Source organism: Bradyrhizobium sp. SSBR45G (assembly GCF_030159255.1).
Taxonomy (GTDB): Bacteria; Pseudomonadota; Alphaproteobacteria; order Rhizobiales; family Xanthobacteraceae; genus Bradyrhizobium.
On the sequence record NZ_BSCT01000058.1, the window covers coordinates 20,423 to 34,396 of the forward strand.

A 13,974-nucleotide genomic window follows, 5' to 3' on the forward strand; every position below is an offset into this window, starting at 1 on the left:
ATGCCCGCGTCGAGGGTTGCATCGCGTATTGTCCCGGCTTCGTTCCAGCCGAATTCACCGCGTAGCACGGCCGGCCAGCGCCGGATCGTGCTGCATGTCGCCACCGGCTGAACCGCCCGACGAACGAAGACCAGCATGCCGTCCGATCGCGACGCCCCCGCGCCAGACCGATTGAATGCACTTTTGCAGACCGAGCTGCTGGATTCCCCGCCCGAGCCGGGCTTCGATCGCGTCACGCGCCTCACTACGCGGCTGCTGCAGGCGCCGGCGGCGATCATCGCGCTGGTCGACCGCGACCGGCAGTTCTTCAAGAGCTCGGTCGGGCTGTGCGAGCCGTGGGCCTCGCTGCGCGAGACGCCGCTCAGCCATTCGTTCTGCCAGCATGTCGTGACCTCGGCGCAGCCGCTGGTGATCAGCGACGCGAACCAGCACCCGCTGGTGAAGGACAATCTCGCGGTCCCCGTCCTTGGCGTGATCGCCTATCTTGGCGTGCCCTTGAAGCTGCCGAGCGGCGAGGTGATCGGCGCGCTCTGCGCGATCGATCACGAGCCGCGGCCATGGAGCGAGGACGACATCGCGCAGCTCACAGAGCTCAGCGAGATCGTGATGGACGAGATCGCGCTGCGCACCGAGAATGCGCGACGGCGCTCGATCGAGCAACACCATCGCGTGCTGGTCCACGAGCTCAATCACCGCGTCAAGAACACGCTCGCACTGGTCGACAGCGTCATCGCGCTCAGCGTCCGCGCCGATTCCGCACTGGCCGAGTTCGGTGAGGCGCTGCGCGGCCGCATCGCCGCGCTCACCCGCAGCCACGCGCTGGCGCTCGATCGCGGCCGCGAGGCGATCGCGCTCGACGAGCTGGTCTGTGCCGAGTTGGCGCCGCTGCAATCCGACCGCGTCGCTGTCGACGGCTCCACCGTGCAGCTGGCGCCGGGCATTGCGCTCTATCTGTCGATGGGTCTGCACGAGCTCGTCACCAATGCGGTGAAGTATGGCGCGCTGTCGAACGATGCGGGGCGTGTGTCGCTGAGCTGGACGCTCGAGGATGGCCGACTCGCGCTGCGCTGGCGGGAGAGCGACGGACCGCCGGTCACCCCGCCCGCCCGCAACGGCTTCGGCTCGCTGCTGTTCGATCGCATCCTCGGGGCTGCCCTGAAGGGCCAGGTGACGCGCGACTTCGCCGCCGACGGCCTCAAGGTGACGTTCGACCTGCCGCTGACGCCGTCGACCTGATATCACCCGCGCTGGCCGCGCCGGCGCGTCAGCGTGATCTCGGCCAGGATCGACATTGCGATCTCCTCCGGCGTGATGGCGCCGAGATCGAGACCGGCCGGCGCCTTCACCCTGTCGAGCAGCACCGAGTCGATGCCGTCGCTGATGAGCTTGTCGCGCAGGCTGTCCATCTTGCGGCGGCTGCCGACGAAGGCGTGATAGGTGGCATCGCAGCCGAGCGCGGCGCGCAACGCCGCCTCGTCGCCCTTGCCCTGCGTCGACACCACGACGAAGCGCCGGGCTTCGCCGAGCCGATCGAGCGCAAAGCCATCGATCAACAGATCCGTCTCCGGCGTGGTCAGCAGATCGGATGCGGGCACAGCCAGGGTGACGTGATAGCCGAGCGGGCGCGCCTGCGCGGCGAGCGACAGCGCCACCGGGCTCGCGCCCAGGATGACGAGCGAGGGATGCGGCAGCACCGGCTCGACGAAGATATCCATGGTGCCCTTGCTCGGGCACATGTTGGCCGCGAAGCGCACGCCCTCGCGAGTCTCGCCCGCACGGACGCCGAGCTCCGCGAGCAAATTGTCCGGCTGCACCGACACCATGCGCGGAACGCCGTCGGCGAGCGCCTCGCGCGCCGCCTTCAGCACCGCACCGCGCGCGCAGCCGCCGCCGATCCACCCCGCTGCGATGGTGCCGTCGGGCCGGATGATCGCCTTGGCGCCAGCCTTGGCCGCGGTCACCGACACAGTGCGCACCACGGTGGCAAGCACGAAGCTCTCGTCGTTGGCTTTCAATTGGGTAGCGAGATCGAGCAGCTCGAAGGAGGTCGTCATGAATGCCTCCTCTGACACAGGTTCGAGGCAATCTGCAGCGGCATGGAAGCTCTGTTCCCTCCCCCTGCGTGGGGGATGGAGCGCTCTGCCGATGTCGCGACAGCATGCCTCGAACTCAGATCGATGCCATCCATGGCCATCTCACAACCTCGCCAGATAGGGCTCCAGCGCCGCGAGCGAGCTCAGCGTGTGCGCGGGCGCATAGAGGTCGACGTGGGGCAGCGCGGCCTTGATGCCGCGCGCCTCGGGCGCGTAGCCGTCCCAGCCGAGCATCGGGTTGAGCCAGACGATGCGACGGCAGCGGCGGCGCAGCTGCGCCATTTCGCGGCCGAGCAGATCAGGATCTCCGGTCTCGTAGCCGTCGGAAACGATCATCACGCAGCTGCGTGAATGGATCACGCGCGCGGCGTGCCAGCGGTTGAAGGTCTGCAGGCTCTCGCCGATCCTGGTGCCGCCGCCCGCGCCCTGCGCCATCATCGAGAGACGGTCGAGCGCCCGCGCGGCGTCCTTCTCCTTCATCGCGTCGGAGACGTAGGCGAGCCGCGTGTGGAACAGGAACGCTTCGGCCTCGTGGAAGGCGTCGAGCACGCCATGGATGAAGCGCAGGAATATGGCCGTGTAGGCACTCATCGAGCCGGACGCGTCGAGCAGCACCACCAGCCGCAGCGGCTTGTGCTTGCGTCGGCGATGCACCAGCGCGATCGGCACGCCGCCATGACTAATGTTGCGATGGATGGTGCGGCGGAGGTCGAGCCTCCAGCCCTTGCGCCTGATCTGGTCGCGGCGCGTCAGCCGCGTCCGCATCGCCTTGGCGAGCCGCGCCGCCGCCTCATGCGCCAGCGCGACCTGGTCGGGATCGGCGAGCTTGCGGAAGTCGGTGTCACCGATCACGTCGACACGCGAGGCGCCCTCGCTGCGCCCTTCCCCACCAGCCTCCCGCGGCGCGTCTTGGGATGGAATTTGATCGGTCGCCCCCTGCGGCCCTTGTTGGCCGGCATTGGCCTCCTGCAGCATCTTCAACGAGGGGCTGTTCGCAGCCGGCGGCGATCCGGCGACGACGGAGCGGGAGCGGACGCGCTTGCGCAGCCAGAACGCATCGAACAGGCCGTCGAAGCGGTCCCACTCGCTCTTGCGCGCCGAGAACAGATGCTTGAACGCCGAGCGCAACAGGCCAGGCTTGTCGGCATAGCCGTGGGCCATCACGGCTGCAGCATCCTGTCCTTCCGGCAGACCGACAGCGAAGCCGTTGTCGCGCAAGGTCTTGAGAAATGCACCGAGATGGCCGGCGACCAGCCGGGCGACGGCGTCGAGGTCCTCGTGATCAGGCGTCGCCCCGCAGCAGCTCATGCGACTTTCCCCAGCAGCCGGGCCGCGACCTCGCGCGTGACGCGAGAGCGGTCCTCATGGGTCTTCAGCAGGCACATCAACGTGTCGTGCACGATCTCGGGCTGGTCCTTGAGATCGCGCACGTCGAGCCCGACCAGTGCCGCGGCCCAGTCGAGCGTCTCGGCGACCCCCGGCACCTTGCGCAGCTCCTCTTTCCGCAAGCCTTCGACCATCCGCGCGATCTGCAGAGCCAGCGACGCTGACGTGCCGTCGACCCGCGTCAGGATGATGCGGGCCTCGCGGTCGACATCGGGATAGTCGACATAGTGATAGAGGCAGCGCCGGCGCAGCGCGTCCGACAGCTCGCGGGTGCCGTTCGAGGTCAGCACCACATGCGGAATGCTGGTGGCCTTGATGGTGCCGAGCTCGGGGATCGAGACCTGGAAGTCGGAGAGCAGCTCCAGCAGGAAGGCCTCGAACTCGTCGTCGGCGCGATCGATCTCGTCGATCAGCAGCACCGGCGGCGTGGCGCGCCTGATGGCCGCGAGCAGCGGCCGTTCGAGCAGGTACTTTTCCGAGAAGATCTGGTCCTCGATCGTGTCAGGCTGGCCGCGATGCGCTTCGATCGCCAGCAGCTGGCGCTGATAGTTCCACTCGTAGAGCGCGGAGCTCTGGTCGAGGCCCTCATAGCATTGCAGCCGGATCAGCTCGGTGCCGTGCGCGGACGCCAGCGCCTTGGCCACCTCGGTCTTGCCGACGCCGGCCTCGCCTTCGAGCAGCAGCGGCCGCTTGAGCAGCTGCATCAGGGAGAGCGCGGTCGCCAGCTCGCTATCGGCGATGTAGCCGGAGGCGGCGAGAGACTTGGCGATATCGTCGCGGGTTTTCATGCGCGTTTGATTCTCGATCTCCACCGCGACCTGAGTGCGTTCCCTCCCACCTTGTGGGGGAGGCCAGGGAGGGGGTGCCCCAAGCGAGACTGCCGCCGTGGACCCCCACCCCCGACCCCTCCCCGCAAGGGGGAGGGGAGCGCGCTGCCGATGCCGTTACACAGTCGTCTCTCTCTACGTCATTGCGAGCGCAGCGAAGTAATCCAGGGTAGTGGGCGGGACTCTGGATTGCTTCGTCGCTGCGCTCCTCGCAATGACGGGAGTGCTCTTGGCCGTGGTCTACGCCAGCACGCCCAGGCTCTTCGCCGCCTGCCAGTTGCGCCAGAAATCGTGGGGCATCTGGATGTGCGTCGAGCCCAGGAACGCGAACGCGTCGTTGACCGCGTTGGAGAAGGCCGGCACGCCGCCGACATTGGGGCTTTCGCCGACCCCCTTGGCGCCGATCGGGTGATGCGGCGACGGGGTGACGGTGAAGTCGGTCTCCCAATGCGGCGTCTCGACGGCGGTCGGCATGAAGAAGTCCATGAACGAGCCGGTGACGACGTTGCCCTCGGCATCGTAGCGGATCTCCTGGCCCATCGCGATCGCAAAAGCCTCGGTGAGGCCGCCATGGATCTGGCCCTCGATGATCATCGGGTTGATGCGGGTGCCGCAATCGTCCAGCGCGTAGAAGCGCCGGACCTTGTACACGCCGGTATCGACGTCGATGTCCATCACGCAGAGATAGGCGCCGAACGGATACGTCATGTTGGGCGGATCGTAGTAGCTCACCGCCTCCAGCCCCGGCTCCATGCCCGGCGGCACCGAGTTGTACGCCGCCCAGCAGATGTCCTTCATCGACATCACCTTCTCGGGGAGGCCCTTGACGCGGAAGCCGTCGATGTCCCATTCGAGATCGTCCTCGTGGACCTCGAGCTTGTAGGCCGCGATCATCTGCGCCTTGGCCTTGATCTTGCGCGCCGCCATCGCGATGGCAGCACCCGCGACCGGCGTCGAGCGCGAGCCATAGGTGCCGAGACCGTAGGGCGCGGTGTCGGTGTTGCCCTCCTCCACCATGATGTTGTCGGCGGGAATGCCGATCTCGGTGGCGATGATCTGCGCCCAGGTGGTCTCGTGGCCCTGGCCTTGGCTCTTGGAGCCGACGCGCGCGATGCCGGCCCCGGTCGGGTGCAGCCGGATCTCACAGGAGTCGAACATCGCGATGCCAAGAATGTCGCAGTTCTTCGACGGGCCGGCGCCGACGATCTCCGTGAAGAAGGAGACGCCGATGCCCATGATGTCGCGGGTCTCACCGCGCTTGAACGCCGCCCGCTTCTCGGCCTGCTCCTTGCGCAAGCCCGCGTAGTCCACCGCCTCCATCATCTTGCGCATGGCGGTGTGATAGTCGCCCGAATCGTATTCCCACCCCAAAGCCGAGTGATACGGAAACTGCTCCGTCTTGACGAAGTTCTTCAAACGCAAGTCGGCCGGGTCCATGCCGAGCTTCTGCGCCAGAATGTCCATCGCGCGCTCGATGCAATAGGCCGCCTCGGTGACCCGGAACGAGCAGCGATAGGCGACGCCGCCCGGCGCCTTGTTGGTATAGATGCCGTCGACCACGCAATGCGCGACCGGGAAGTCATACGAGCCGGTGACGATGTTGAAGAAGCCGGCCGGCCATTTCGACGGGTCGGCGCAGGCATCGAAGGCGCCGTGATCGGCCAGCACATGGACGCGCAGGCCGGTGACCTTGCCCTCCTTGGTCGCGGCAAGCTCGGTCGTCATGTGATAGTCGCGGGCGAACGACGTCGCGGTCAGGTTCTCGATGCGGTCCTCCACCCATTTCACCGGCTTGCCGGTCACGATCGAAGCCACCGCAGCGCAGATATAGCCGGGATAGGCGCCGACCTTGTTGCCGAAGCCGCCGCCGATATCAGGCGCGATCACGTGGATCTTGTGCTCCGGGATCTTGGCGATCAGCGCCACGACCGTCCTGATCACATGCGGCGCCTGGAAGGTGCCCCAGATCGTCAGCTCGCCCTTGATCTTGTCAAACGAGCAGACGCACTGGCAGGTTTCCAGCGGCGACGGGTGGGTGCGGTGATAGGAGATCATCTCCTTGATGGTGACATCGGCCTTGGCGAACGCCGCGTCGGTGAGATCCTTGTCGCCGATCGCCCACTCGAAGACGTGGTTGTGGTGCTTGCGCGGGCCGTGCGCGCCCGAGGTCTTGCCGGCGAGGTCCTCGCGCAGGACGGGTGCGTCCGCATCCATCGCCTTGAACGGATCGACCAGCACCGGCAGCGCTTCGTATTCCACCACGACCTTGGCGACGCCATCATCGGCGGCGTAGCGGTCGGTCGCGACAACGAAGGCGACCTCCTGGTTCTGGAACAGCACCTTGCCGTCGGCCAGCACCATCTGCACGTCGCCCGCGAGCGTCGGCATCCAGGCGAGGTTGACCGTCTTCAGCGTCTCTGCGGTGATGACCGCGAGCACGCCGGGCACCTTCAATGCCTCCTCGGTGTGGATCGCCTTCACCCGCGCATGGGCGTGCGGCGAGCGCACGAAGTCGCCATGCAGCATGCCCGGCAGCTTGACGTCGTCGACATAGTTGCCCTTGCCTTGCGTGAAGCGGATGTCCTCGACCCGCTTGCGCTTGCAGCCCATGCCTTCGAGCGCGGCTTCGCGTTGTTCCCGCGTGGGAGTCATGTCGTTCATTCCGCGGCCTCCTGGAATTCCACGCCGTTGATCTTGGCGGCGGCGTATTGGATCGCCTTGACGATGTTCTGATAGCCTGTGCAGCGGCAGATGTTGCCGGAGATGCCGGCGCGGATCTCGGCTTCCGTCGGTGACGGGTTCTCCTTGAGCAGCCGATGCGCGCGCAGAATCATGCCCGGCGTGCAGAAGCCGCATTGCAGGCCGTGCATCATGCGAAAGCCTTCCTGCAGCGCCGACAGCGAGCCGTCGGCGTTGGCCATGCCCTCGATCGTGGTGATGTCGGAGCCGTTGGCCTGCACCGCGAGCATGGTGCAGCTCTTCACGCTCATGCCGTCGATGTCGATCGTGCAGGCGCCGCAATGGCTGGTCTCGCAGCCGATATGGGTGCCGGTGAGCTGCGCCTGCTCGCGCAGGAAGTGAACCAGCAGCGTGCGCGGCTCAGCGAGGCCTTCGACCTCGCTACCGTTCACCTTCATCGTGACGTGGGTTTTGGGCATTTGGTGCTCCCTGGAAGATCGCAAGGCGTGGGCTTGGGCTCGACTCGAGCCGCGTTGTCAGTGCGCTCCCCTCCCCCTTGCGGGGAGGGGTCGGGGGTGGGGGTCCACGGCGGCAGTGTCGCCTGGGGCTACCCCCCTCCCCGCCCTCCCCCACAAGAGGGGAGGGAGACGAGAGTGTTCGTCACTTGGCGAAGCGAGCTTCAGCTCGCCCGGCTCGCCGCGCGCTGCAGGGCGCGCATCACCATGATGCCGCCGACATGCGTGCGATATTCGGCTGGTCCCCGGGCATCGGAGGCCGGCTGCATGATCGCGCGGGCCGCGGTCGCCGCCGCCTTCAGCGCGGCGTCATCGAGCGTGGTGCCGATCACGGCGTTCGCCGCGTCGGTGGCCAGCAGCGGCGTCTCGTGCAGATTGGTCAGCGCGATGGTGCAGCTCGCAACCTTGCCGCCCGCCATCGTCAGCACGACGGCCGCCGCAGCGGTCGCGTAATCGCCGACCTTGCGCTTCAGCTTTTCATAGGCGTAGCCGTGGCCCGCGGGCGGAACGGCAATGCTGATCCCGGTCAGGATCTCGCCCGGCTCGAGCGCGGTGAAATAGGCGCCCTGATAGAACTCCCGCGCCGCCACCTCGCGGACGCCGTTCGGACCTTCCAGCCGATAGGCTGCATCCAACGCCAGCATCAGCGCCGGCATGTCGTTGCCGGGATCGCCGTTGGCGACGTTGCCGCCGAGCGTGCCGCGGTAGCGCACCTGCGGATCGGCGATCAAGAGCGCGGTCTCGTGCAGGATCGGCAGGCTGGTTCCGATCTCGGCGGACGCCAGCAACTCGGCCTGCGTCGTCATCGCGCCGATGACGATGCGGTCACCGTCGCGGCAGATGCCCTTGAGGCCGGCGATGCCGTGCAGGTCGACCAGATGCGCAGGCGTCGCCAGCCGCAGCTTCATCATCGGCAGCAGGCTGTGGCCGCCGGCAAGCGGCCGCGCCTCGTCGCCGAGATCGGCGAGCAGCTTGATCGCGTCGCTGACGCTCGCAGGCCGGTGATAGTCGAATGGGCCAGGAATCATCTCGTTTCCCCTCCTGTGCTGGCGTGCCTTGTCGGCTTGGCCGCTGCGCCGATACGTCGGACATTCGTGCTGCGTGAGCGAAGCACGGATGTCTGCGACGAGCGCTGTTGGCGCGGAGAGTCGATCGGGATGGCGGGCCGCGCAACGCAGCCGGCACGGAGCACGGTGAAATCGCACGAAATGGGGGTGTCCGCGCACGAACTGCGTCAGCGAGGACGACCCAATCGCGCGCTTGGCCGTGCAGGGCAGCGCGAGACCGCACCCGCAACACGACCGTCACGTATGATCCATTCATGTGCGTTGCGGCGAATGAGCGTGCGCCGTTGCAGCCGCGAAGCTCGAGGTGGCTCAGGCCTGCCGTCGCACCAGACCCAGCCGCGCCTTGACCTCCGCAACCTTGGCGCGGCTGACCGGCACCCGCGGCTTCGACGGACCGTCAAGCTCGATGATCGCGCCCTCGCCTTCCTTGCCGACAAAGGTCACGTGCTCGATTGCGACGATGTGACTGCGATGCACCCGGATGAAGCGGCCGGGATCGAGCTGCGCCTCGGCCTCGGAGATCGACCATGGGCACATGCGCTCGCGGGTGCCGTCGTGCACCCTTGTATAGTGTGCATCGGCCCGGACGCTGCGGACGTCGCCGGCATCGATGAAATGGGTTCCGTTGGCGCCTTCGAGCGGCAGCCGTGCGGCGACGACCCGCGGTGGCTGGCCGATGCCGCCGAGCGGGGCGGCGATGATTCGGCTTGGCGGCGCTTGTTCGGGGGCCGGCTCGGCGGCGGCGGAGATTGCAGCCGGCTCCGGCGCGAGCTGCGGCGCTGGGTCAGCGACTGAAGGAACCGGTTCGGGCTGGCGGCGGTCCGGCACGAGCGACAACAGAAATGCCGCGGCAATGACGAAGCACAGCACGGAGACGACGATCGCAAGCGCTTGCGGCGACGCAACAAGCCCTGCGGGAACGTAATGATGAGGCGCGTAAGGCGGCTCAACATGCATCCCCAGCATCGCCGTATAATGCATTCCTGAAACGGCAATGCCGAACGCGAGCGCGCTGATGGCGAGCCGCAGGCCGTCCTGCCGCGCCAGGAAGATGCGCAGGCCGCCATAGGCGGCGACGATCGCGATGCCGACCGACAGCGTCACCAACAGCGGATCATGCGTGAGCCCGAACGAGCCCGCGAGCCCGTGCATGCCGACATAATGCATGCTGGCGATGCCGGCGCCGAGCAGCAGCGCCGAGGGAACGACGCGCTGCGGCGACGGATCGCCGATGCTGACGAAGAACAGGGAGATGCCGACGACCAGCGCGCAAATCAAAAAGGAGACGATCGTCGGCAACACCAGGTAGACGGCATCCGCCGGCAGCGGCGCCGCCATCATGCCCACGAAATGCATGGTCCAGATGCCCACGGCCAGGATGCCGGCAGCGCCGGACAGCAACACGCGCGTATCAGCCCCCGGCCCGCTGCGGATGCGGGCGGTCAGACTGAATCCGGTATAGCCACCCAGGCTCGCGATCACGACCGAGAGCGCGACGAGATAAGGATCGTATCCTTCGATCATCCTTGCCGGCCGCCCGTCGCCACGGGCCAGCCTCCTCCCACGGATGATTTTACAGGCGGCGCGCGGAGAATGACAACACAAGGCGCGGAGCGCGAGGGGGCGTGTTGTCGCTGGGGTTCAGGTGAGTGGCGCACCGACGGTGCGCTCCCCTCCCCCTTGCGGGGAGGGGTCGGGGGTGGGGGTCCGCGAATCGTGCTCTCAGTGATGATCACTCGCGTCCAGGGGACGGATGCGATGACACGCGCCATAGCATCCGTCTTGCTAAGCAAGACCGAGGGTGCAGATCATGAGGTTCAGCGCCCGGAGACCCCCGACCCCTCCCCGCAAGGGGGAGGGGAGCTCACTGCCATTGTCGTGGGATCGCGAATCTTAACTTGAACGTGGCGCGGGTGTGGCTGGCCTCGACCAGCCACACGAAAAACGCCTCAGATGATCCCCGCGGCCACCTGGCTGCGCAGCCGCTCGAGGCTCAGCAAGGTCTCCGCACAGGCCGTCGCCACTTCGACACCCTTGGTCGCGAAATGCTTGCGGAAGAAATCGAAATGGGCCTGCGTCTCGTGGAATTGCTGCGGGGTCAGCACCGCCGAGAATACCGGCACCTCGGTGCGCAGCTGCACGTCCATCAGCGCCTTGATGACGGTGTCGGCGACGAACTCATGGCGGTAGATGCCGCCATCGACGACGAGGCCGGCCGCGACGATCGCGGTGTAGCGCCGCGTCTTGGCGAGCAGCTGGGCATGCAGCGGAATCTCGAACGAGCCGGGCACCTCGAAGATGTCGACGCGGTCGCGCGGAATATTGCGCGCCTCGATCTCGTCGAGGAACGCGATCCGGCATTCGGCGACGACGTCGCGGTGCCAAGCCGCCTGCACGAAGGCGACACGCTGCGGCTTGGCAAAGCGCGGATGTGAACGAGCCCGCTCGTCGGGCGGACCAGTCTCGATCGGCGTCTGCGCCGCGGGCGGCGCTTCGGCACTGATGGTGTCGGAAGACGTAGCGGTAGGAGCGTCTTGCAGCATCTGATTCATGGTTTTCCTCGTCAGACCAGAATCAGGGCACACGGAACGACGACGCCCCCGCGCGTGAGGCGCGGAGTGCCGGGACCCGTTCTCTTTCATCCGGACTGTAACCGTCGGCTTCGGAGTCGCACCGAATCTGCTGACCCTTCTCCATCCGAGGCGATCGGGAGAACAGGATTCTCCGAATCACGCCGTACAGAGAAGGCGCTCGCGGGCTCGCGCGCTCGACCGAGAGCGCTTACCGCCGGTGGGGAATTTCGCCCCGCCCTGAGAACAAAGCCGCCCGGAATGGACGGCCCGCGTGAACTATGAAGGGGGTCCACGCCTCCGGCAAGGCCTGAAACCTGCACGACGCGAGGGGCGGCCATGCGGCCTGCGGCAGCCTTTCGATCGAAATTGGGTGACCGGCGGCGGTCCGCCGAAGCGGCTGCGCGTGTCCGATTCCGTTTTGTTCTCTTTCGGCCATGATTCCACAGGCCGGACAGGAGTTGTGGACGAAGCGGTGTTTGGCTGTGGACGGACTCAGCCCCCCGTTGCGCAGATTCCGCAAATCACATCAGTTTGTCCTCGCACGCCCCGGTACCTCCGGGACTGCAGCCGGGTCGAAAAGCGCCAGAGGGCGCGGGCCGGGTCGCCGCGTATGTACCAACGAGATCAAGAAGACGAGGTCGAGACGGCATGTCCCTGCTCGAGAGCACTATCGATTCCGCAGACCATCCGCTGAGCGTGGTCGAGACCATCGCGGCCGACAACAACTGGATGTTCGAGCGCTCCGGCGAGGACGAGATCACCATCGCCTCCAAGGGCCAGTGGACCGACTATCAGCTCTCCTTCACCTGGATGGGGGAGATCGAGGCGCTGCATCTGGCTTGCGCCTTCGACATGAAGATTCCGGAAGCGCGCCGCGCCGAGGTGCAGCGGCTGATCGCGGCCATCAACGAGCAGCTGTGGCTCGGCCATTTCGACATCTGGACCCACACCGGCATGGTCATGCACCGCCAGGCGCTGGTGCTGCCGGGCGGCATCACCGCCTCCGGCGCGCAATGCGAGAGCATGCTGGCCGGCGCCATCCACGCCTGCGAGCGCTATTTCCCCGCCTTCCAGTTCGTGGTCTGGGCCGGCAAGTCGACCCAGGACGCCATGGCGGCGGCGCTGTTCGATACCGAAGGCGAGGCGTAAGCGGCCCTGCCTCGACACACTCGATGTCGTCCCGGCCTCCGAGCCGGGACCCATACCGCGTGATACCGGTGTGGCGCGCGATGCTTGTCGCTCTGCCCTCGCTCCACTAGAACCGCCTGTGGTTATGGGTCCCTGCGTTCGCAGGGACGACAGCTTTTGTGCGGTGACGTCAGTGGCCAAAAACGAACTGCAAGATCTCACCGGCACCATCGTGCTGGCCGGCGCCGGCAAGATGGGCGGGGCGATGCTGACCGGCTGGCTGGCCGGCGGTCTCGATCCCGCGCGCGTGGTGGTGATCGAGCCGATGCCGTCGGCGGAGATCACCGCGCTGGCGGCCAAGGGCGTCCGCCTCAACCCGGCCAGCGCCGGACCGGCCGAGGTCGTCATCGTCGCCGTCAAGCCGCAGATGTTCCAGGAGGCCGGACCGGCGCTGAAGCCGTGGGTCGGCGGCACGACGCTGGCGCTGTCGATCATGGCCGGGACCACGATCGCGAGCTTGCAGCACACGATCGGCGGCGCCGTGGTGCGCGCGATGCCCAACACGCCGGCGGCGATCGGCCGCGGCATCACCGTGGCGGTGCCCGCCGCCAATGTCAGCGCCGCCCAGCGCGCGCTGACCGACGCGCTGCTGCGCGCCACCGGCGCGGTGGAATGGGTCGATGATGAGACGCTGATGGATGCGGTCACCGCCGTGTCCGGCTCCGGTCCGGCCTACGTGTTCCTGCTCGCCGAGGAACTCGCCCGCGCCGGCATCGCCGCCGGCCTGCCCGAGGCGCTGGCGACGAGGCTCGCGCGCGACACGGTCTCGGGCGCCGGCGAGCTGCTGCACCGCTCGGAGCTCCCATCCGCGACCTTGCGCCAAAACGTCACCTCGCCCGGCGGCACCACCGCAGCGGCGCTCTCGGTGCTGATGGCCGCCGACGGCTTCCAGCCGCTGCTGGAGCGCGCGGTGGCGGCGGCGACGGCACGGTCGAAGGAACTGGCGAAGTAGCCCCTCACTCCCTCCGCCGTCATTGCGAGCGAAGCGAAGCAATCCAGAGTCACGCGCGTAACCCTGGATTGCTTCGTCGCTTCGCTCCTCGCAATGACGGTGAGATGGCCAGCTACGGCACCGCGAACCGCTTCTTGAACTGCGCGACATTGATCAGCCCGCGGCCGTGGCGGCCGTCGCCGATCTTGACCTCGCCGTGGTAGGCCTCGACGCTGAAGCGGATCACGCGGCGCTCGACCTCGATCACTTCGGCCACCGTGCGGATGGTGGCGCCGACCGGCGAGGCGGCCAGATGCCGGACGTTGACCTCGGTGCCGACCGTGACCCAGCCCGGCGGCAACACCGGATTGATGGCGTCGCCCGACGTCATCTCCATCTCCAGGATCATCATCGGCGTCGCATAGACCATGGGCATATGAGGAACAAAATGTCCCACGGTGCGCTCCGGCGGCACCACCAGCAGCCGCTCGGCGCGCATGCCCGGCTTGATGATCTCACGTGCGTCCATGGCTGCTCCAATTTCAGACGTCGTCCCGGACAAGCTGCGACGCGCGACCGCGCGGCGTAGCGCCGATCCGAGACCCATACGCCGCGGCGGTCGTGATGGGCAAAAGGCCAATCACCAGCCTGCCTCGAACCGCTCCCTGGGGGTATGGGTCCCGGCGTTCGCCCATAGGCGCTAAAATAGACTTGC

Annotated in this window: 12 protein-coding genes and 1 riboswitch; of the genes, 3 read left to right on the plus strand and 9 right to left on the minus strand. The window is 67.2% G+C overall.

Going from position 1 to position 13,974, the window contains the following annotated elements; genetic code table 11:
- The first annotated feature begins 135 nt into the window (after window positions 1-135).
- Window positions 136-1,236 carry an HWE histidine kinase domain-containing protein gene (locus QQL87_RS35765; RefSeq protein WP_284423782.1) on the plus strand — a complete coding sequence of 367 codons (1,101 nt, stop codon included), beginning with the start codon at window positions 136-138 and terminating at the stop codon, window positions 1,234-1,236.
- Window positions 1,237-1,238: 2 nt separating this feature from the next.
- Here the strand turns inward: QQL87_RS35765 and QQL87_RS35770 are convergent, their stop codons facing one another.
- From QQL87_RS35770 to QQL87_RS35805, 8 genes are all read right to left on the minus strand, one after another.
- Entirely contained in the window at window positions 1,239-2,054 is an 816-nt protein-coding gene (locus QQL87_RS35770) for an XdhC family protein (RefSeq protein WP_284423781.1), read from the minus strand.
- 141 nt (window positions 2,055-2,195) lie between these two features.
- Complete coding sequence (locus QQL87_RS35775; RefSeq protein WP_284423780.1) at window positions 2,196-3,401, minus strand: vWA domain-containing protein; 1,206 nt, start codon at window positions 3,399-3,401, stop codon at window positions 2,196-2,198.
- Window positions 3,398-4,267, minus strand: a complete 870-nt coding sequence (locus QQL87_RS35780; protein WP_284423779.1) for an AAA family ATPase — start codon at window positions 4,265-4,267, stop codon at window positions 3,398-3,400. The genes QQL87_RS35775 and QQL87_RS35780 overlap by 4 nt, the downstream gene beginning before the upstream one ends.
- Window positions 4,268-4,546: 279 nt before the next feature.
- Entirely contained in the window at window positions 4,547-6,967 is a 2,421-nt protein-coding gene (locus tag QQL87_RS35785) for an aerobic carbon-monoxide dehydrogenase large subunit (protein ID WP_284423778.1), read from the minus strand.
- Window positions 6,964-7,464, minus strand: a complete 501-nt coding sequence (locus QQL87_RS35790; RefSeq protein WP_284423777.1) for a (2Fe-2S)-binding protein — start codon at window positions 7,462-7,464, stop codon at window positions 6,964-6,966. The genes QQL87_RS35785 and QQL87_RS35790 overlap by 4 nt, the downstream gene beginning before the upstream one ends.
- A gap of 200 nt (window positions 7,465-7,664) precedes the next feature.
- Window positions 7,665-8,528 (minus strand): FAD binding domain-containing protein, encoded by an 864-nt coding sequence (locus tag QQL87_RS35795; protein ID WP_284423776.1) that lies wholly within the window; start codon window positions 8,526-8,528, stop codon window positions 7,665-7,667.
- A 348-nt stretch (window positions 8,529-8,876) separates the two neighbouring features.
- The gene (locus tag QQL87_RS35800; protein WP_284423775.1) at window positions 8,877-10,091 is read right to left on the minus strand and encodes an MHYT domain-containing protein; all 1,215 of its coding nucleotides are present in this window, start codon (window positions 10,089-10,091) and stop codon (window positions 8,877-8,879) included.
- Window positions 10,092-10,516: 425 nt separating this feature from the next.
- Window positions 10,517-11,119, minus strand: a complete 603-nt coding sequence (locus QQL87_RS35805) for a 6,7-dimethyl-8-ribityllumazine synthase (protein ID WP_284423774.1) — start codon at window positions 11,117-11,119, stop codon at window positions 10,517-10,519.
- Between the two features lie 74 nt (window positions 11,120-11,193).
- Window positions 11,194-11,389, minus strand: a riboswitch (FMN riboswitch).
- 399 nt (window positions 11,390-11,788) lie between these two features.
- Between QQL87_RS35805 and QQL87_RS35810 the strand changes: the two genes are divergently transcribed.
- Both QQL87_RS35810 and proC read left to right on the plus strand, forming a co-directional pair.
- The gene (locus tag QQL87_RS35810) at window positions 11,789-12,289 is read left to right on the plus strand and encodes a type III secretion system chaperone family protein (RefSeq protein ID WP_284423773.1); all 501 of its coding nucleotides are present in this window, start codon (window positions 11,789-11,791) and stop codon (window positions 12,287-12,289) included.
- A 163-nt stretch (window positions 12,290-12,452) separates the two neighbouring features.
- Window positions 12,453-13,280, plus strand: a complete 828-nt coding sequence (gene proC / locus QQL87_RS35815; protein WP_284423772.1) for a pyrroline-5-carboxylate reductase — start codon at window positions 12,453-12,455, stop codon at window positions 13,278-13,280.
- A 112-nt stretch (window positions 13,281-13,392) separates the two neighbouring features.
- Here the strand turns inward: proC and QQL87_RS35820 are convergent, their stop codons facing one another.
- Window positions 13,393-13,788, minus strand: a complete 396-nt coding sequence (locus tag QQL87_RS35820; protein WP_284423771.1) for a thioesterase family protein — start codon at window positions 13,786-13,788, stop codon at window positions 13,393-13,395.
- Between the last annotated feature and the right edge of the window lie 186 nt (window positions 13,789-13,974).